The organism is Dictyobacter aurantiacus, assembly GCF_003967515.1.
Taxonomy (GTDB): Bacteria; Chloroflexota; Ktedonobacteria; order Ktedonobacterales; family Ktedonobacteraceae; genus Dictyobacter; species Dictyobacter aurantiacus.
In genome coordinates this window covers 4,737,809-4,757,071 of sequence record NZ_BIFQ01000001.1, presented here as the reverse complement: position 1 = coordinate 4,757,071, position 19,263 = coordinate 4,737,809, and the positions used below count along the sequence as shown (strand labels likewise).

General features: G+C 54.4%; 15 protein-coding genes and 1 tRNA gene. 10 read left to right on the top strand and 6 right to left on the bottom strand.

The features are described from left to right. Window position 1: 1 nt before the first annotated feature. From KTT_RS19110 to abc-f, 4 genes are all read left to right on the top strand, one after another. Window positions 2-1,126: an ATP-binding protein gene (locus KTT_RS19110; RefSeq protein ID WP_126597518.1), complete on the top strand. Its 1,125-nt coding sequence runs from the start codon at window positions 2-4 to the stop codon at window positions 1,124-1,126. Further along, window positions 1,127-3,439, top strand: a complete 2,313-nt coding sequence (locus KTT_RS19105) for a DUF5682 family protein (RefSeq protein WP_126597517.1) — start codon at window positions 1,127-1,129, stop codon at window positions 3,437-3,439. It begins immediately after the preceding gene. Further along, window positions 3,429-4,613 carry a VWA domain-containing protein gene (locus KTT_RS19100; protein WP_126597516.1) on the top strand — a complete coding sequence of 395 codons (1,185 nt, stop codon included), beginning with the start codon at window positions 3,429-3,431 and terminating at the stop codon, window positions 4,611-4,613. The genes KTT_RS19105 and KTT_RS19100 overlap by 11 nt, the downstream gene beginning before the upstream one ends. A 538-nt stretch (window positions 4,614-5,151) precedes the next feature. Next, window positions 5,152-6,801 carry a ribosomal protection-like ABC-F family protein gene (gene abc-f / locus KTT_RS19095; protein ID WP_126597515.1) on the top strand — a complete coding sequence of 550 codons (1,650 nt, stop codon included), beginning with the start codon at window positions 5,152-5,154 and terminating at the stop codon, window positions 6,799-6,801. 95 nt (window positions 6,802-6,896) lie between these two features. Here abc-f and KTT_RS19090 read toward each other — a convergent pair whose 3' ends face one another. From KTT_RS19090 to KTT_RS19080, 3 genes are read right to left on the bottom strand one after another with little or no spacing between them, the layout of a single operon-like run. Then, on the bottom strand, window positions 6,897-8,111 hold the full coding sequence (locus tag KTT_RS19090) for a hybrid sensor histidine kinase/response regulator (protein ID WP_126597514.1): 1,215 nt from the start codon (window positions 8,109-8,111) through the stop codon (window positions 6,897-6,899). A 9-nt stretch (window positions 8,112-8,120) separates the two neighbouring features. Continuing rightward, window positions 8,121-9,281: a sensor histidine kinase gene (locus KTT_RS19085; protein ID WP_126597513.1), complete on the bottom strand. Its 1,161-nt coding sequence runs from the start codon at window positions 9,279-9,281 to the stop codon at window positions 8,121-8,123. Next, window positions 9,272-10,219 carry a PAS domain-containing protein gene (locus KTT_RS19080; protein WP_235845766.1) on the bottom strand — a complete coding sequence of 316 codons (948 nt, stop codon included), beginning with the start codon at window positions 10,217-10,219 and terminating at the stop codon, window positions 9,272-9,274. The genes KTT_RS19085 and KTT_RS19080 overlap by 10 nt, the downstream gene beginning before the upstream one ends. Window positions 10,220-10,661: 442 nt before the next feature. Between KTT_RS19080 and KTT_RS19075 the strand changes: the two genes are divergently transcribed. From KTT_RS19075 to KTT_RS19065, 3 genes are all read left to right on the top strand, one after another. Continuing rightward, window positions 10,662-10,742 (top strand) — tRNA-Leu (locus tag KTT_RS19075). Window positions 10,743-10,917: 175 nt separating this feature from the next. Then, window positions 10,918-11,322: a hypothetical protein gene (locus KTT_RS19070; RefSeq protein WP_126597512.1), complete on the top strand. Its 405-nt coding sequence runs from the start codon at window positions 10,918-10,920 to the stop codon at window positions 11,320-11,322. Window positions 11,323-11,551: 229 nt separating this feature from the next. Continuing rightward, window positions 11,552-11,977: a hypothetical protein gene (locus tag KTT_RS19065; RefSeq protein ID WP_126597511.1), complete on the top strand. Its 426-nt coding sequence runs from the start codon at window positions 11,552-11,554 to the stop codon at window positions 11,975-11,977. Window positions 11,978-12,369: 392 nt separating this feature from the next. Here KTT_RS19065 and KTT_RS19060 read toward each other — a convergent pair whose 3' ends face one another. Beyond that, a complete protein-coding gene (locus tag KTT_RS19060) occupies window positions 12,370-13,011 on the bottom strand; it encodes a TetR/AcrR family transcriptional regulator (protein ID WP_126597510.1) in 642 nt (213 codons plus the stop codon). A 177-nt stretch (window positions 13,012-13,188) separates the two neighbouring features. Here KTT_RS19060 and KTT_RS19055 point away from each other — a divergent pair, with 177 nt between their 5' ends. The 3 genes from KTT_RS19055 to KTT_RS19045 all read left to right on the top strand — a co-directional run bounded on the left by KTT_RS19055 (window position 13,189) and on the right by KTT_RS19045 (window position 16,450). Then, window positions 13,189-14,088: a tetratricopeptide repeat protein gene (locus tag KTT_RS19055; protein ID WP_126597509.1), complete on the top strand. Its 900-nt coding sequence runs from the start codon at window positions 13,189-13,191 to the stop codon at window positions 14,086-14,088. Between the two features lie 784 nt (window positions 14,089-14,872). Further along, window positions 14,873-15,409 carry a dihydrofolate reductase family protein gene (locus tag KTT_RS19050; protein ID WP_126597508.1) on the top strand — a complete coding sequence of 179 codons (537 nt, stop codon included), beginning with the start codon at window positions 14,873-14,875 and terminating at the stop codon, window positions 15,407-15,409. A gap of 534 nt (window positions 15,410-15,943) precedes the next feature. After that, complete coding sequence (locus tag KTT_RS19045) at window positions 15,944-16,450, top strand: DinB family protein (protein ID WP_126597507.1); 507 nt, start codon at window positions 15,944-15,946, stop codon at window positions 16,448-16,450. 92 nt (window positions 16,451-16,542) lie between these two features. Here KTT_RS19045 and KTT_RS19040 read toward each other — a convergent pair whose 3' ends face one another. Next, window positions 16,543-17,484: an LLM class F420-dependent oxidoreductase gene (locus KTT_RS19040; RefSeq protein WP_160145978.1), complete on the bottom strand. Its 942-nt coding sequence runs from the start codon at window positions 17,482-17,484 to the stop codon at window positions 16,543-16,545. Window positions 17,485-18,040: 556 nt separating this feature from the next. Then, the gene (locus KTT_RS19035; RefSeq protein WP_160145977.1) at window positions 18,041-19,231 is read right to left on the bottom strand and encodes a kelch repeat-containing protein; all 1,191 of its coding nucleotides are present in this window, start codon (window positions 19,229-19,231) and stop codon (window positions 18,041-18,043) included. Window positions 19,232-19,263: the final 32 nt, after the last annotated feature.

Here is a 19,263-nt window from a genome sequence, read left to right as displayed (position 1 = left end):
GATGACGACAAGCCAGAGCAGCACTACCACAGCCATTGAGACAACGGTCGAAGCCGTCCTGCGGCAGCACGCCGAACAGCAGTTTGCCGAGGAGCTGGCCGAGCTGAGCAAGGTCGATAGTCGCCAGCGTCCCCCCAACTGGCAGCTCTCGCCCTGGGCGGTACGCCTCTACCTGATGGGGGGAAAACTCGACAACGGATTCGTCATCTCGCCGAAGTACGTCGGCAATCCGCGCCTGATGGAGATCGCCATCGCCACGCTGGCCACCGACCGCGCCCTGCTCCTCTACGGTCTGCCCGGCACCGCCAAATCGTGGGTGAGCGAGCACCTGGCCGCCGCCATCTCTGGCGACTCCACCCTGCTGATCCAGGGCACGGCCGGCACCGACGAGAACGCCATCCGCTACGGCTGGAACTACGCCCGTCTGCTGGTCGAGGGACCATCGGAGGCCGCGCTGGTCGTCAGTCCCATGATGCAGGCCATGAAGGATGGTAAGATCGCTCGCATCGAAGAATTGACACGCATCGCCAGCGAGGTCCAGGATACCCTGATCACTATCCTGTCCGAAAAAACGCTGCCGATCCCCGAACTGAACACCGAGGTGCAGGCCAGAAAGGGCTTCAACGTCATCGCTACCGCCAACAACCGCGATAAGGGCGTCAACGAGCTCTCCAGCGCGCTGATGCGCCGCTTCAATACCGTGATCCTGCCGCTGCCGAACACGATCGATGAGGAGATCGAGATCGTCGATCGCCGCGTGGCCAGCCTGGGCAGGGCGCTGGAACTGCCGGCCGAGAAGCCCGCGCTGGAAGAGATTCGCCGCGTAGTGACCGTCTTCCGCGAGCTACGCTCAGGCGTCACCATCGATGGCAAAACCAAAATCAAATCACCCAGCGGCACCCTCTCGACCGCCGAAGCGATCTCGGTCATCAACAACGGGCTGGCGATGGCCGGCTACTATGGGGATGGCGAGCTGCACGCGGGCGACCTGGCCGCTGGCCTGACGGGCGCCATCGTCAAAGATCCCGTGCAGGACCGAGTGGTCTGGCTGGAATACCTACAGACCGTCATCAAAGAGCGCGAAGGCTGGAAAGATCTGTATCGAGCGTGTAATGAGGTACTATAAATGGGTGACATACATGTCTTTGGCATACGCCATCATGGTCCGGGGTGCGCGCGCAGCTTGCGCGCCGCCCTGGAGAAGCTCAAGCCAGACATCCTGCTGATCGAGGGGCCACCCGACGCGCAGGCGGTGCTGCCGCTCATGGAACAACCAAAGATGAAGCCGCCGGTCGCCCTGCTCATCTACGCACCAGAACAGCCCAAAAAGGCCGTCTACTATCCCTTTACCCAGTTCTCACCCGAATGGCAGGCGCTCAAGTATGCTCAGAAGGCCCACATTCCGGCTCGCTTCATGGATCTGCCCCAGTCTATCCAGCTCGCCCGCGTTAAAGAGGGAGAGCAAGGCGAAGAGATTGAGCCGGCCGCACCCACCACGCGTGGTCGGCTCAAAAAGGCGCTCAAGCAGGGTGGCCTCGCCACCGTGGTAGCGCCGGAGAAGGATGAGCAGACGCTCCTGGAGGAAGATCCTTTGACCCTGCTGGCGCAGGCCGCCGGCTACACCGATCACGAGCTGTGGTGGGAGCGCCAGATCGAGCAGCGCCACAACGTCGTCGATCTGTTCGAAGGCATCCTGGAGGCCATGACGGCGCTACGCGCGGACGCGAAGCCTCCCAAAGAAGAGGAAGCGCAGCGCGAGGCATACATGCGCCAGACCATCCGGGCCGCCCAGAAAGAACAGTTCCAGCGCATCGCCATCGTCTGCGGCGCCTGGCATGCTCCCGTCCTGACCGATCCGGGTCCCGCTAAAGAAGACGAAGAGACGCTCAAGGGACTGCCGCAGGTCAAGACCACGGCCACCTGGATCCCCTGGACCTACTCGCGGCTCTCGTCGCGCAGCGGCTATGGAGCCGGCATGGATGCGCCCGGCTGGTACGCTCACCTGTGGTCATCTCGCAACCAGCTGACCACGCGCTGGATCACCAGGGCGGCCCACCTGCTGCGCGAACAGGGACTGGATGCCTCCTCGGCCAGCGTCATCGAGGCCGTACGCCTGACCGATACGCTGGCCGCCATGCGCGATCTCACCCAGCCAGGACTGGCCGAGCACAACGAAGCCATCCTGACCGTGCTCTGTCACGGCGACATGGCTCCCATGCAGCTGATCCGCGAACAACTGGAGATCGGTGACAAGATGGGGGACGTTCCCAGAGAGGCGCCCACCGTCCCCTTGCAACGAGACCTGGAGCACTGGCAGCAGCGCCTGCGGCTCAAGCCATCCATCGAAAAAACAAAGCTGGAGCTCGACCTGCGCAAAGAGAACGACCGCGCGCGCAGCCAGCTGCTCCATCGGCTGCAGCTGCTCTCGATTCCCTGGGGGAAGCAGGTCGCGGTCAGGGGCAAATCCGGCACCTTCCACGAGCACTGGCAGTTGCAATGGAAGGTTAGCTTCGCCGTCGCCATCATCGAGGCCAACGTGTGGGGCAACACCATCGCAAGCGCCGCCACCAGCCACGTCATCGATGTGGCCAGAACGTCAAAGGAGCTGCCAGAGCTAACCGAGCTGCTGCAGCGCGTCATCCTGGCTGAGCTGCCCGACGCCATCGACCAGCTGCTCTCCATTCTGCAGGAGTGGGCGGCCATCTCGACCGACGTACGCCACCTGATGGATGCACTGCCGCCGCTGGCACGCGTCGCCCGCTACAGCGACGTGCGCCAGACCCGGGCCGAACGCATCCTGCCGATCATCGATGGCCTGTTTGAGCGCAGCCTGATCGGTCTGCCCGGCGCCTGCTTCGCGCTGGATGATGACGCCGCTCGGGAGATGCTCAGCAGCATCGACCACGTGCAAGACAGCGTCCAGCTTCTGGATCGTCCCGACCAGCGTCAGGAATGGCTGCAATGCCTGCGAAGCCTGGCTGGACACGACAACATCCACGGACTGATACGCGGCCGCAGCTGCCGTCTGCTGCTGGATCAGCAGGCGCTGGACGAAAAAGAGATGCGAGACCTCATTCAGCTGGCGCTCTCCCCGGCCGTCTCAGTGACGCAGGCTGCCGCCTGGATCGAAGGGGTCGTGCGCGGCAGCGGACTGCTGCTGCTGCACCAGGATCAGCTCTGGCACGCGCTCGATCAATGGCTGAGCGCGCTCAACACCGACACCTTTATCCAGCTCCTTCCCATCCTGCGGCGCGCCTTCGCCAGCTTCCAGGGGCCCGAACGCCGGCAGATGGGGGAGAAGGTTCAGCAGTTGCATCGATCACCGCAAGCAACGACCGCGCATGGCAGGCAGAATGGAGAGACGGCGATCGATCATGAACACGCGGCCCATGTCTTACCGATACTGGCACAACTACTGGGGGTAGCATATGGCAATTGACGAAAAAGAACGACTGCGCCGCTGGCGACTCGTGCTGGGCAAGCAGGACGCCGATCAGGGGAACCAGGGACAGGGCATCGACGGTCTGCTGGAAGGCGGCGATCTCACCATGGACCAGGCGCTGGAGGCGCTGTATGGCACGGACGAATCCGATGAGCGCTCTGGAGGATTGGGAGCATCGACCCCGCGCGTCGCCCGCTGGTTGGGAGATATCCGCAGCTACTTTCCAACCTCGACCGTACGCATCATGCAGCAGGACGCCCTGGAGCGGCTCAACCTCAAGCAGATGCTGCTCGAACCAGAAATGCTGGAGCAGGTCGACGCCGACGTCCACCTGGTCGCCACCCTGCTCTCGCTGAACCGCGTCATTCCCGAGAAGACCAGAGACACGGCGCGCATGGTGGTGCGCAAGGTCGTCAACGAACTGGAGCGTAAACTGGCCAATCCCTTGCTGCAGGCCGTACGCGGCAGCCTGAATCGCGCCACCCGCAGCTACCGGCCGCGCCAAAACGAGATCGATTGGGACCGCACCATCCGTCTCAACCTCAAGAACTATCTGCCCGAAAAGCAAACGGTCATCGCCGAGCGCCTGGTGGGACATGGGCACAGGCGCTCCTCGCTGCGCGACATCGTACTGTGCGTGGATCAGAGCGGCTCCATGGCCGCCTCGGTCGTCTACTCCAGCATCTTCGGCGCCGTGCTGGCCACCCTCAAGGCCGTCAGCACCCGCATGGTCGTCTTCGACACCTCGGTCGTCGACCTGACGGACGATCTGCAGGACCCCGTCGATCTGCTGTTTGGCACGCAACTGGGGGGCGGCACCGACATCAACCGCGCCCTGGCCTACTGCCAGCAGGTCATCACCCGGCCCACCCAGACCATCCTGGTCCTGATCACCGACCTCTACGAAGGAGGGGATAGACAGCGCATGCTACGCCGGGCCGCCGAACTGGTCATCTCAGGAGTCCAGGTCGTTTGCCTGCTCGCCCTGAGCGACCAGGGAGCACCCATCTATGACAAAAGCAACGCCGCCGCCCTGGCCCAGATGGGAATTCCGGCCTTCGCCTGTACGCCCGAACTGTTTCCCGACCTGATGGCGGCCGCCATCCAGCGGCAAGATCTCAACCAGTGGGCCGCCCAAAACGACATCGTCGCCACCCGCCCCACCCCATAACCCGCATGATCGGGCCTCGCCCCACAACCCATAGGTTCGGACCTCGCGTCCAATTATTTTCCTCGCCGAGGCAATCCAATCGGGTACATGGATTACGTACCCGATGATTGACCTCACCGGTGGGGTGGTAATCGGACGCGAGGTCCGAACCTATGGGTTTTACGAATTTTGGGGGTGGGGTTGATTTGGGGGGGAATATCGTGTATAATTGATGTGTATTAAATTCCCCAAGGAGATTCCCACGTGTAACATGAGCATCCTATACCTCTGGTAGCATTTCGGTGAGCCTCATTTTTAATTCAATTTCGAATTTTTTGTCGCTCCCGCGTTTCATTGCTATCAGCCCCAAATGCTCATGTATCCATCGCCCTCTTTCATCCGGTTGCACACGTTGTAGCTCTTGCCTGCCGCCAACCTGCACTATGCCATGAATGACGTGTCGCGAGACACATGAGCAACTGCTTTCTTCTTCAGCACGAGAGGCCCATGTACGTTTTCCTCTTGCTATCCAGCGGCAGAAGTGAGGTGCTCACCCTTTATGTTATTAAGCTGCAAAGAACTCAGCAAATCCTACGGTGTGCAGACCGTTTTAGACTCGCTATCATTTGTTGTGAACGCGGCCGAGCGCATCGGCATCGTCGGTCCCAATGGCGTCGGCAAATCGACCCTGTTGCGCCTGCTCGTCGGGCAGGAGGAACCCGACAGTGGAACGATCACGTATGCGCCAGGCATCGAGTTCGGCTACCTACCCCAGACCACGCCAGATTTCTATGGGCAGAGCATCCAGGATCTGATCCTGGCCTCGGTCGGCAATCTCAAGCTCCTGGAGGAGCAGATGCACACCGTAGAGGCCGCGATGGCCAGCGCCAACAAGGATCAGATCCCTTCCCTGATGGAAGAATACGCCGAGCTATCGACACGCTTCCAGGATCGCGGCGGCTACGAACTCGACTATAAGATAGATTCAGTTATAGAAGGATTACACCTGACCTACCTCGAACGTAGCCGAGCCGTCGAAACGCTCTCCGGTGGAGAAAAAGCACGTGTCGGACTGGCCACCCTGCTGCTAAGCTCGCCCGAGATCCTGCTGCTGGACGAGCCCACCAACCACCTGGACTTCGCCAGCATAGAATGGCTGGAGGGTTATCTCTCCACCTATCAAGGGGCCGTCGTCATGGTCTCGCACGACCGCCAGTTCCTGAACAAGACCGTGAGCATGATCTTTGAAATTGATGAGCATAGCCATCAACTGCGCACGTATACCGGCAACTATGATGCCTATATCGAGGCCAAGCAGGCCGAGCGCAAGCGCTGGGAGGAGGCATATGAACGGCAGCAGGAAGAGATCAAAGAGCTACAGAAGCGCATCCGCGTCAATGGTCGCCAGGTGGGACACAGCAACCGTTCGGTGCCCGACAAAGACAAATACGCGAAGTACTTCTTTAGCCAGAACGTACAGAGCGCCGTCGCCCGTAACGTACGGGCCGCCCAGATGCAGCTTGAGCGCATTGAAGACGATCCCATTCCAAAGCCGCCCCAACCGCTACAGGTAAACTCTCAATTCCAGAGCGAGCCAATCCAATCCCAGGTCATCGTACACCTGGAGCAGATCAGCAAAAGCTTTGGCGAACGCAAACTCTTTGATCGGCTCGACCTGACCATCACGCCGCAGACGCGCATCATGCTCACAGGTCCCAATGGAACCGGAAAGACGACGCTACTCAAACTCATCAACGGTGATGAACAACCGGACAGTGGTACCCGGCACATCGTAGAGGGCGCGCGCATCGGCTACCTGGCCCAGGAACCTGACACACTGGATCCCGAAAAGACGATCATCGAAACCTACCGGTACGGACAGGTCGGATTCGAAGGGGAGTTTATCGGGCGCCTGCTGGGGTACGGCTTCTTTCGCCTGGAGGACATACACAAACAGGTCGGGCAACTCAGCGTGGGACAGAAACGCAAGCTGGAGCTAGCCTGTCTGCTGGCGGCGCAGCCCAACGTGCTGCTGCTAGATGAGCCCACCAACTATATCAGCCTCGACGTGCTCGAAGCCTTCGAGGCCGCCCTGCTGCGCTTCCAGGGTCCCATCATCGTCATCTCCCATGACCGCTGGTTCATCCAACGCTTCCAGGGGGAACGATGGCTGTTGCGCGATGGACACATTGAACAAAGCGATTTTTAAAATATATTGATGCATTATGCGTACAGACACGCATAATGCATCAATATATTTTAAAAATCGCTTTACAAACTTTCTCGAAGTGAGAAGTAAAAAAATCAGGAGGGACGCACCGAGGCATCTTCAACGCTCGCATCGGACGAAGTCGGAGCCGCCGGCAAAGGCAACACCAGAGAAAACACACTCCCTTTACCCGGAGTGCTTTCTACTTCGATACGCCCACCGTGCCGCTCAACGATCTGACGCGAAACGTACAATCCCAGTCCGAAGCCCACGCTTGAACCGGTCTGCACCTCGACACCAGGCACGCGATAAAAACGCTCAAAGATAAAGGGAAGCATCTCCTGTGGGATACCCGAGCCGGTATCGCTGACGCTGATGGTATAGGTCTGTTCCTGCCGTGTCACAATCACATCGATCGGCGAGCCGGTCACGGAATACTTACGCGCATTGGAGAGCAGATTAATAACCACCTGCCCCAATCGCTCCACATCTATTTCCGCCTCAAAATCCTTGTCAGGAAAATGGGTACTGATCACCGGATGCGGATTCACGCCCGAAACATACTCATCAACCAGGCGCTGTGTAAGCTCAACGACGCAGCAGCGCTGACAATGCAGATCAAACAGCCCGGTCTCCAGGGAAGAAATATTCAAGAGATCATTGACCAGCACCTCGATGCGTCGAATTGAGTTCTCCATACTCACCAGGCTGGCAACCTCGGGCGAACTGGCGCGGATCAGGCGGCGATGCAGCAGCTGCGCCATCCCCTTCAGGCTTGCGAGGGGCGTCTTCAGCTCATGGGACGCGATACTAATGAACTCATCTTTCACCGCGTTGGCCTCGATCAGCTCACGCGTGCGCTCCAGGACGGTCATTTCGAGCGATTTCGCGTGCTGCTCTAAAGCCTGCTGCTGCGCGTAGACCTGTCGACGGAGGTATCGCGACTGCGTAGCCCGGCGCAGCGCGGCCACAAAATACTCGCGATCAATCGGTTTCTGGATAAAATCGTACGCACCACCACGCAACGCCTGGATAGCCAGATTATGATCTCCGTGACCAGTAATCAAAAGAGTCGGCGTCTCAGGCCGGATTCCCTGTATTCTTGCAAGAAGCACCAGACCATCCATGCCAGGCATCTTGATATCGCTGACAATCGCATCGTAGTCGTTGGCCTTCAAAAGCTCCAGCGCCTTGACCGCTGTATCAGCCGTATCGACCTTTGACCCGGGCATGCGCAGGTACAGCGCCTGGGGTAGCGCCTGCAGCAAAGCTATATCATCATCGACAAGAAGAATATAGGCTTCAGTCATAACAACAAATCACTCACCTGACATCTCATTTATATGTAGTGGCAATTGAATCAGAAAGGTAGCCCCCGCTCCTGGATGGTTCTCAACCAGGATTGTCCCCTGATGCTCTTTAATAATGCCATATGTAATGGATAGCCCCAGTCCAGTGCCGGCACCGACATCCTTCGTCGTAAAGAACGGATCAAAGATGCGCTGCTCCAGACCTTCGGCAATGCCGGGACCGGTATCGCTGATTGTAATATCGACCCACTGCTCGTTCAGCGTACAGGTAATAGTAATCATCTTACGCGGCACATCGGAGAGAGCATCGCGCGCATTGGTCAACAGATTAATAAACACCTGCTCCAACTGGATCGCATTGCCGATCACCACCACCTCACTGGGAGGAAACTGAATATTGATCTCAATCTGGCGCAGGCGCAACTGCTCCTGCATCAGAGAGATCGAATTCTCAATCACCTCGGTAATCATCACCGGCTCACGACTCACAGAAGCGGCGCGCCCAAAAGTACGCAGGTGAGAGATAATCTCCGTCGCCTTACGCACCTGCTGCATGGTACTATGCAGTTCCTGCAAGATACGCTCAGGATCGGTATCCGCCATACCCAGCTCGATCAGATCAATAGCATTTCCCACGAACAGCCCAATATTATTCAAAGGATTGTTCAGCTCGTGCGCCACCCCCGTCGTCAGCTCGCCCAGCGTCGCCAGTTTGCCCGCCTGGACCAGCTGCTCCTGCTTCTCACGCAGCTCTAGCTCACGCCGCTGCACCTCTTCTGATGTCTCCTTAAGATCGCTCATAATATGAATCATCGCCTTGCGGCTATTCTCCAGGCGCAGATTTGACTGATGGGCATCCTGCAGAATATGCATCAAGGCCCGACGCGAATTATGCAAGCGCTCCGTCTGTTTCGCCAGGCGACTGCGATCATGCTCATAATCGGCCAGAATATGGATCATCGCCTTCCGCTGATCGTTCAGCTTACGATTCACCATATTTAGATCGCTCAAAATATGCATAAAGGCCCGGCGCCGCTCCTCGCTCTTCACGAGCCGCAGCTCAAGAGCGGCATTCTCCTCCAAAAGACGCTGATAAGCCTCACTCAATTGTTCAAAGCTCAGCTCTTGATGATCAGAGAGGGCTGGCGTATGCAAAAGCGCTACGTCCATTTACTCTGACCTCGTGCTTTCTCCAACTCGCGCCGCAGATTCTCAATCTCTTTTTCCAGCGCGATCATCTTCAGCTCGCGACCCACCACCACTTCCTCAAACTTCTCCAGGTCCAGAATCTTCTCCTGCAACTCAGCCTTCGACTCCTGCAGATCCTGCAGAATCTTCTCGTACGCCCGCATATCGCGCAGGATGCCAATCGCACCAATCACCTTCCCATCGGTATCGCGCAGCGCCGAGGCATTGAGCGTTGTCGGGATCACCTCATTGGAAGCCGTCCGTGGATTCAAGCGCGCATTACGCGTCGTTCCGCGCTCAATCACCTCTTTGAGGGCCGCCAGAAACTCACGCGTCTCCTCAGCGCTAATAAAGCGCGACAGCGACTGCTCCAGAACCTCATCGGGACGGAATCCCAGCAGCTCATAGACCGCATCATTGGCCGACAGAATCTTACCCTCAAGGTCCGACACAAAGATCGGATCCGGCGCATTTTTAATCAGGCTATCAGCCAGGGCCCGTGCCTTATCCAATTCGCGCATATCGCGCAGGATACCGATGGCGCCAATCGCCTTCCCATCGGTATCGCGCAGCGCCGAGGCATTGAGTGTCGTCGGGATCACCTCATTGGAGGCCGTCCGCGGATTCAAGCGCGCATTTCTGGTTGATCCACGCTCGATCACCTCTTTGAGGGCCGCCAGAAACTCACGCGTCTCCTCAGCGCTAATAAAGCGCGACAGCGACTGCTCCAGAACCTCATCATTGCGGAATCCGAGCAGTTCATAGACCGCATCATTGGCCGACAGAATCTTGCCCTCCAGATCCGAAATAAAGATCGGATCCGGCGCATTCTTAATAATGATATCGGCATCCAGAGACGCCAGCGACTTACTGGCGGGCTGAGACAACGTTGGAGTGTTCGGGGTCATATTATCAAGCATGGAATTCCTCCGCGCCATAGCTAAATATAGTTTTGAAACAAAGCCACGCTCGAACTACAAAGCTCCGCCGCAGCTCTTATAGTAGAGAAAACAACCACCAATGCCATTCATTCAAATGATATTGGAAAGTATAACAGAACTTTTTCCCAATGCGCAAGAGTAGCATATGCCGCACATACCGCCCTGCCGTCAACCACCTATAACCTCAGCCAGAGCACTCATGCACCTCACCAGATAACCTCCGTCATAATCATCCATTCATCTACAATAATACACACCAATGAATCCAGAGAACGCAAAAGAAAACAAGATAGTACCACCGACCGACCGCAGCCATAGCAAAAATGGACCAGCCACCGGATCGCCAATCTCGTGCAAAAAAACCAAAAAAACTATTGACTTCCGCATATAGATGCGGTATTATACATTCCGTCAACAACAAGCCGGTGTGGCGGAACGGTATACGCGCTTGTCTCAAAAACAAGTCCCGCAAGGGTTGAGGGTTCGAATCTCTCCACCGGCACCCCCCTTTTTAAGGATGACCCCTCAGGCCGTATGTACAGCCGCCTGAGGGGTTTTTATATTTTGGCTACATCGCCAAAATGTAGCAACCCTATAGCAACGCTTCTATAACATGTAGCAATTGCCATTTTCCAATAACCCAAAGTTCAAGCGGTAGCAGAAAGGATACTCTCTCGATGGATGGAAACCAGCAAGAGATTGACCCTCGTATTACCCTCTGGCGCACCATCATTCAAGGTGACCAGAAAAGCTGGGTCCTATTTGAGCACAACACCTGTCTGATTTTAATGGAGCCAGAAGTAGACCTGACCGCACAAGCTCGTCAGATTATGTCCAAGTGGGGGCCTGTCGTCGCAGGAACTCCAGCTGGCGATTTCAATATCATCAATCTTCCCAACCCTCCTGGTGGCTGGATTGTGACCGGGCATCATCCCGATATGCTCAACTACGTCTCCCCTGAGGACCTCAACACTCCCGATACTCCCGATTTCATGATTGGGCTACTTGGTAGAGGAAATCGTGACCAGGACGGCCATTCTTTGAAAATTGTGCATATCGAAGACAAACGCCTCACAAAGTAGCAGAACAAGCTCATGAGCGCAACAATTTGGCCAGGCAGAAAAGTATCCTGAGATGCACCATCCAAACGAGGAGAGCGGCTCGGCTCAGAATGTTTCTGGCAGAGCGACAAGGTGCGGATCTGGATGCTTGGCTGACCCAAGCGGAACACAGCGGTCTGCCTGAATTTAAAAAGGTGGCGAAGGAGATTCGCCTTGATTAAGTCACAGCGAAAGCTGCGTCTTCTTTAGAGTGGAGTCAGGGTCAAGTTCTGACTCGGAATTAAAAACATGGCTCTTCTGGGCTGATGCTGATTTCTTTCCACGCAATGAAAAAATCAAAAAACTGCTTTCCAAAAAAACTCATCTGATCGAAGGGGGTAACGTTCCTGAAAGCTATCTGACGTTCTTAGACCATCACAACTCATGGAAAATCAGCCATGAAAGGTGGTTACAGCAAGGTATTGCGTATGGATGGCATTCTAAAATCGGTTGGCCAGACCAATTCGAAAATGATGTTCTCTGCACCTTTAATGAACTAAAGAAACGCCACGCTATTCTCATTGGAATGATTACAGAAACTCCAGGCCTACAACAGTACGTATCAAGAAAGGTACAAAGACTCTATCGGAAAATATCTCCAAAGCAGATCGATCAAAAGGCAATCAAGCTCACTTAATGGGATATTGGTGGCAAAATCAAAAAATTGAGCTCGTAACTCGAACATAAATGAGAAAATCTGTGCTCAGAAAATCAATTCGCCACCAATATCAAATTGAGAGCAGTTCTTAACGCATTGTGTGCCGCGCACACCCAAAGTGGGAGAGATAACCACCGAGCAGAAGCGCTTCCACTTGATGCAGGTAATGAGTTACCCATGACAAGGTTTTATATGAAAATAGAACCAGAGATCCAAAAAAACTAAAACCACATTTTTCTCTTGTAGGAGATACACCGTAAGCTTGGTAAGCCGCTAAGGGCGAGTACTGATCTGCCAGCTGCTTTGCTGCAACTGGTATGGGCAAAGCTACTTGGGAACGTGTCTACAGCCGCTTGAGACATGCTGGCAAGTTACGCCTCGGGTAAGGTATCAGGAGCAAGACGCGCTATCCCGTCCATAATCACTTGCGTGATAATATCCGTCATCTGTTCCAAGGACACCGTTATCTCCTCCTGGCTCCACTGGATCGCGGTCCCAAAGATCGCCCAGCTGACAATGCGGGCGATTGTTTCCAATGGCTCGCGCCTTCGTCTCTCTCCACGTCTTGCCTCTTTGAGCCACGTCAAGAGCAGTTCCGTCAATTCTTCATGGACGGCCTTTTCAACCATTGGGGCAAGAACAAGCGACGATTGATGCTGGTGGCGATATTTCTCCTCCAAGCTGTTGAATACAGCCTGGATGAGCAGACGCAAGGTCTTTCTGTCCCATCGAGGTTCAGAAGGGAGTATGCTAGTGAGTTGCTGGTGAAACTGCTCACGGACTACAGCATCCGCCAACATATATTTATCCGTAAAGTGGAGGTAAAAGGTTCCTCGATTGACATTGGCCCGCTTGGTGATATCCTGGATACTCGTCGCCACAAAGCGTTTTTCTATCTCCCGCAGACTGCTAAGAGCCTCGCCCTTTTCTCGTACCACTTCCACGAACGCTTGCTGTAACATCTGACGCGTGCGCTGGATACGCCGATCTTCCTGCCTCTTCCGGGTCACCATACCCTCTGTTCCTCTCCCTTATTTCTCAACAATCTCTCGCTCGTGTTCAATAATCAACAACAGCAGGGTGATTGCTCATTGCTTGTTGTGCCATCGAACCCTAGTATTATAGGCGACAGTTGTAAAGGCAAGCAACTGACAGACCATTTTGCACGCCCTTCTTGAAAGGAGAACACTATGCAGCCATCTGTATTCACGAACGACGAATTGAGCGTATACTACACCACAGCCATTGATGCCCTCTGTAAGGTCGCCCGCTTGTCTTTTTTTCTCGGCAGGATAGGTGACGCCCTCCACGTGCTTGGTACGTCTCTGCACTTGATAGAAGGAGGTGAGGTAGCGCAAAAGGATCGCCTCAAACTTTTGCTACTGTATGGAACGGTTCTCACCGTCGATCATCTTCTTCACGGAGGTGAGACAGATCTCATGTTTTCGACCCTCCTCCAGGCACAACAGATCGCCGAATCGACTCAGGATCAGCAGGGTCGCGCGAACGCCTTGAGTTTGCTCGGGCAAGCCCACTGCTACGCTACCACGGTAGCCATCCGGAAAAGTGGTGCCGTGCCTTTCGGCACGCAAGATCAGGGGAAGTACGAAGAAGCCCTCGCGTATCAACAGCAGGCTCTGGATCTACAAGAAGCGCTGCACGATACCCGAGGGATCAGCGAATCACATTTTTACATCGGCGTGGTGTATCAGTTCTGGCAGCAGAATGAGGTGGCGCGGGAACACTTTACCAGGGCCATCCAGATTGCCGAAGAGGTAGGGTACGTGCTGGAACAGGCCGAACCCCATCGCCACCTGACTTTCGATGCCTTATTCAAAGGAGACCTGGAGGCTGCGCTTACCTACGCCAAGCTCGCACTCTCCTTCCGCGAAGCAGGGGGCTTCAGACCTTACCAGCCATTAGATCACCTGACGCTCTGGGACATCTACCAGAAGATTGGGGACATGAACAAAGCGCAGTTCCACCTGCAACAGGCATCTACCCTGGCAGAAGAGATGGGATTGTCAACGTTTGTGTCTTCCCTGATCAACTCGACCAATCATCAGGGAGTTCAAAAGGAGAATGCGTAGGCATATGAAAAGCGCTCGTGCACGAGTGACAGATTGCCTTTCCTCTTGTCAGAGTAAGCGGAAGGCGCGTTTCACCAAGCAGGAGAAGTGCTGAGCGTATATTGTACAGTTCACTCTATCGAACTGACATTTCATGCTCTCTGCGATACCGTTGACGAAACCGCTTTTAGATTTCTCGTGTCAGCTGCGAGGTATCCAGATGATCAAGAGAAGGTTTGGCAACGGTATCGGATTCAACAATCACCTCTCTGCTTTATCAAACCGCGCCGTAAAACCCCTGGCGTCAGCCGTGAGGAGGATGTCAACGCGAACACGATCTCCTCAAGGATCGTGTGGTAGCACTGAAAGTGCTGCGGGAGATCTATACAACAGACCCATCTATATAAATGATTTCCAGCGGGAAGCAAGCGAGCATACACATTTCAACAGTGTGCGCAAGAGACCTTCCTTACGGTCAACGGTTGATCGACGAGAGCGAGGGAGGACACTATGTGGATGATGAATATCTGGAGCCAGGCACTGGCACACTAGCATTGAATTTTTGAACAGAAACAAAATTGAGTCCCTTCACCCAACCCAACTACACGGTATAGCCAGAACGCCATCATGTTCGTCTGCAGGCTAATCCAGTTAATGGATATATGAAAAAAAATCGGGTCAATTTACCTTCCAATACTATCTGTAACAGCTTTACCGTTTTTGATTGGCTCCGTGAGAATAGCTTGTTGCGAACACTTGCAAATTACAAGTAAATTACTGCGACCTTTCTTTTAAGGAGAAAAATGTGAGAAAAATAGTGGCTTCGATGCTCATGGCGATGGATGGTGTTGTTGAAAATCCACAGTGGACTGCTCAATTTCGGAGTGAAGAATCACAAAAATATAAATTCGAGGAGCTGTTTGCCAGCGATGCACTCCTTCTGGGGCGCAGAACCTATCAGGAATTGGCAGCCACCTGGCCTGGTGCTACTGGTGCCTATGGCGAAAGAATCAACAGTATGCCCAAATATGTTCCAACCACAACGTTGCAAAAAGCTGAGTGGAATGCCACCCTGATCAAGGACAATATTGGAGAGGAAGTGACCAGATTGAAACAAGAGTCTGGTCAAGACCTCTTGATCTTTGGGAGCGTTGAACTCATTCACTCGCTCATGCAAGCGGATCTCATTGATGAATACCGTCTCATGGTCTTCCCCATTGTCGTAGGAAACGGGAAGCGGCTTTTCCACGGTGAGAGCCAGCAAAAGGAATTCAAACTTGTTCAATCGCACACATTCGGCTCTGGTGTCGTGGTACTCACCTACGAGCCACATCGAGAATAAAGAGGAAGTGAGGGTCCTACCTCATATTTGTGCATGACCCGTTTGACGCGATTTCTTCCGGTATTGATGGGCACTACTAGCTTGTGATGCCCAGGGGTATCATCCAGTTCATGGAGGTGGTACAATGGGCATCAGAGACAATAGAATGGAAGAACAGAAACGCCAGGAGATCATTGAGGCAGCAACAGAGCATTTGTTGCTGCCATAAAGAACGCTACCAGGTTAAACTAAAGAACTATCTCGACCTTCGCCCGTATCGTCGGAACTCAATGGCCCGAATACCGTGTCAGGCTCCTGGATAGTGCGCGGCAGGCTCCTTCTATCACTGATGCGCACGACTTACTGCAGATCTTTTTGCACGAGCATTTTTTGAAGATGCCATTGCTGTGCTGCAAACGGATAGGCGGCACACGCTGGTGACACTGATCGTAGGCGCCGCACTCAAAGAGCAGACCGTCCTGGAATGGGTTGTCAAGGTAGAATACAATCTTGTTCTCGCGTTGATTGCTCTATTTGCAGGAGGAACCAATATATATGACAGTTACAAGCTCTCTGGAACTGATGACCCCCTGGCGATTACTTCGCTCACTACGGAAAACGCCACGCATTCTTCAGACATTACTTCGTGATGTCACATCATCTCAGGCACAGCAAGCTCCTCATGATGCACACGAATGGAGTATTATTGAAGTCCTGTGCCATTTGCGTGATTATGAGGATATCTTCTTCCGTCGTGCCTTACTGATCCTAACGGAAGAGTATCCTCTCATACCCATACCAGAGAGCAATGAAGAACTTGCGCGCAAGGGGAAGTACAAGCAGCAGGATATCACAACCGTTTTAGATTCGTTATTCACCACGCGTCAAGCATTTCTTCAAGCCTTGAACGATTTACATGAAGACCAATGGATGAGGAAAGGTATCCATGGTGAGCAATTTCCTATCACGCTCAAGGAAGCGGTTTTGCAGGTGATCATGCATGATATCGATCATATTGAACAGATTACGCAACTCCTTCATGATGGGAGAAGCCACGCGTAACAGCAACGATGGTGTGTACGCGGGCAGTCTCTCTGGCCCTTCCTCCTCCGTAGTGGGCAAGGGGAGCACCCAATTCCACGCTTTCTGCCTGTTTACTTCCCTGCCAGTCGGGTCACAACCGGCGCGAAGGCGTGCATATACTCGGCGTAGATAACAAGATAGGAGACGCCCAGGCGCTCGCGCCAGCGCTGGATACGCTCGACCATTTGTTCAGTGGTTCCGAGCATGATGTACGGATTGGCAAGCACCTGCTCAACTGTGGCACCTGTCAGTTCTCTTTTGCGGATATAGTGTTCCGCGGCCTCCTGCTGATTGTGTGCCAGGGCGAAGCCAGAGATAAGCATATTCAACTCGATGGACGAAAAACGCTCGCCCGCAGCCTCGCGAATCCACCCGACTTTTTCGGCCAGGGTATCCTCAATATTTTCGGTGGCATCAACTGTACCATTATCATTCACCTTAACGTGCAGACCAATAACATTGGCTTCGCGCGCGGCCAGGCTCAGAAGTTTTTTGCCACCACCCCCCATAACGATCGGCGGGTGAGGACGCTGAATGGGTTTTGGCGTCACGTTGAGATCGGTCACGGTATAATGTTTGCCGGTGAAATTGACGGGTTCATCGCTGAAGCTTTGTTTCAGAATCTGTAAGGATTCTTCCAGGCGTTCAATGCGGAGTCCGGCACGTTCAAAGGGTACCCCAACCTGGTCGTATTCCGGTCGATTCCAGCCCGCTCCAATGCCCAGTTCAAAACGTCCACCGGAGAGCATATCCAGCGCCGCCACCTCTTTGGCGAGAAGGACCGGGTGACGAAGATCATTGTTATAGACCAGTGTGCCAATTCTCAGGTTTGTTGTCGCGTCCGCGGCTGCCATGAGGGAGGGCAGAGGAAAAAAATCGCTGGTAAAGTGATCTGGCTGCAAGAAGGTAGAGTAGCCCAGATCTTCGGCCTCTCGTGCCCGTGTGATCCATTCTTCGCGGGTAGGGGCGCCATCGGTAATGATGCCAAAGCGAAACGGTCGTACGTGTGGCATATATCTTCTCCTGATTCCTTTGATACGGCTACGTTCACCGACAATATTGTCGGCCTGTTCAAATTTTGTCATACATCATGGCTATTTGCCACAACAGTCTCTCTCAGGTTCCGCCTCAATATGTGAAGCAGAAAGGGCCTCCGTGATTCGCTTTGGGAGAGCCGTTCGCATCTCCGTCAACTCTCTTCAGAAGTGGATTAAAGAACAGGAAAACGCATCGCTGTAAGTGTCCTATTTTCTGGGGACCTGGCTTTCAGGATACTGCGCAGCCACGCTGGCGTCCAGGAATGGATATGCTTTATCAGCATCGGCCTGGCAACTCGGTAGAAGTAAGAGCGTCCTGTTTTTTGACTATACGAATAGATATACTTGAATGTAATTGTTTATCACTCATTTTTCCTCTAGAAGTACGCCTCTTCTTTCATGAGCAAGCTCAATATGGTACGATACAGGTGTCTGCTAGATAGATAGTCGGGCACTTGATATGAGAAGGAGTGCCCCTATGGTTGCAAAACGCGGACGAGGTGAAGGATTTTATCTCCTATGGCGTTGGCTATCATGGCTGCAGTTTCCACACGGTTCCGTTCCAGATCCAGGTCTGGGAAACAGGAGTAGCGCCCATTTTGCTATCGCCCTGCGCGGCATAGACAATGACACTCTGCGCGGCGTTATCATAGGCTGAAGCACTCAGATAAGGAGTTGTGGGAGCGCCGTGGGCGGTTGTACGAACCCATTGGCTGCCATTCCAGGTCCAGGTAGCATCTGAGTTTGTAGCACCGAATAACAGCGTTTGTTGGGTGACGCTATCATAGACCAGGCGTACATTCTGGTCTTGAAAGGGAATGCCTGCGCCATTGTGCTGCTGCCAGGTCATGCCATCCCATATCCAGGTTTCAGAAGCAACAGAAGAAGCACCTGATCCATCACCAGCGCCGCCATACAGTATGATCTGCTGATGCGCCGCGTCATACGTCATCGCGGCCCCTGAGCGAGGTGAGGGAGACGTCGCTGGATATTGCCGCCGCCAGTTCATGCCATCCCACGTCCAGGTGGTATTGATCAGCGTAACAGTTCTCATAGAGGGTACTCCTCCTCCGAAGAGCACGATCTCGTGTCGTGCCTCGTCATAGGCCATGCTCGCGCCAACCGCTTCGGGCATCGTCTCCGGATACAACTGTTGCCAGGTCGTGCCATCCCACGACCACATTTCGTTGGCTACCTTCCCCGCACTCTGAACCTGGTATAAGAAGAGGATGACGCGTTGGCTAGCGGCATCATAGACCATTGTTCCCTGAAGCGCTGGAGGTGAGGACGCGGGATGGAGTTGCTTCCAGCCATGACCATTCCAGGCCCAGGTCTCGTTGGTCTGTTGCGCATCTGTAGCTTCAGTAGTGGTACCACCAAACAGGAGGACCACGTGATGAAGTGGATCATAGGTCATAGCGCTATCGCTACGTGGAGGTGTCACCTGAGGGACAGGCGTCGCATTGGCGATCGTAGATGTAGGAACATGGGCCTGCCGGGTAGGGATAAGGTGAGGAGAAGAGGCATTCTGCGTGGAGAGCTTCTCGGTCCCGGCATACAGCTGGAATGCCACCCAGCTGAGTACAACGATCAGCACTACGAGGAGAGCCAGACTCATTACGAGCAAGGTCCGGCCTCTTCCCTGATTGGATTGATTGCTTCTGGGGGGACTTGGATGTGGAGCGCGGCCAGGATCAGCCGAGAAAAATAGCTTTTCTTTCATGTATGTTTCTCCCATCGGTTAGTAATTTATCT

Coding starts and splice junctions, on each gene's coding strand:
- KTT_RS19090 (WP_126597514.1), bottom strand. CDS start 8,111: ATGACTGAAGCCTATATTCTTCTTGTCGATGATGATATAGCTTTGCTG.
- KTT_RS19040 (WP_160145978.1), bottom strand. CDS start 17,484: ATGCCACACGTACGACCGTTTCGCTTTGGCATCATTACCGATGGCGCC.
- KTT_RS19085 (WP_126597513.1), bottom strand. CDS start 9,281: ATGGACGTAGCGCTTTTGCATACGCCAGCCCTCTCTGATCATCAAGAG.
- KTT_RS19060 (WP_126597510.1), bottom strand. CDS start 13,011: ATGGTGACCCGGAAGAGGCAGGAAGATCGGCGTATCCAGCGCACGCGT.
- KTT_RS19035 (WP_160145977.1), bottom strand. CDS start 19,231: ATGAAAGAAAAGCTATTTTTCTCGGCTGATCCTGGCCGCGCTCCACAT.
- abc-f (WP_126597515.1), top strand. CDS start 5,152: ATGTTATTAAGCTGCAAAGAACTCAGCAAATCCTACGGTGTGCAGACC.
- KTT_RS19080 (WP_235845766.1), bottom strand. CDS start 10,219: ATGCTTGATAATATGACCCCGAACACTCCAACGTTGTCTCAGCCCGCC.
- KTT_RS19110 (WP_126597518.1), top strand. CDS start 2: ATGACGACAAGCCAGAGCAGCACTACCACAGCCATTGAGACAACGGTC.
- KTT_RS19105 (WP_126597517.1), top strand. CDS start 1,127: ATGGGTGACATACATGTCTTTGGCATACGCCATCATGGTCCGGGGTGC.
- KTT_RS19100 (WP_126597516.1), top strand. CDS start 3,429: ATGGCAATTGACGAAAAAGAACGACTGCGCCGCTGGCGACTCGTGCTG.
- KTT_RS19070 (WP_126597512.1), top strand. CDS start 10,918: ATGGATGGAAACCAGCAAGAGATTGACCCTCGTATTACCCTCTGGCGC.
- KTT_RS19055 (WP_126597509.1), top strand. CDS start 13,189: ATGCAGCCATCTGTATTCACGAACGACGAATTGAGCGTATACTACACC.
- KTT_RS19045 (WP_126597507.1), top strand. CDS start 15,944: ATGACAGTTACAAGCTCTCTGGAACTGATGACCCCCTGGCGATTACTT.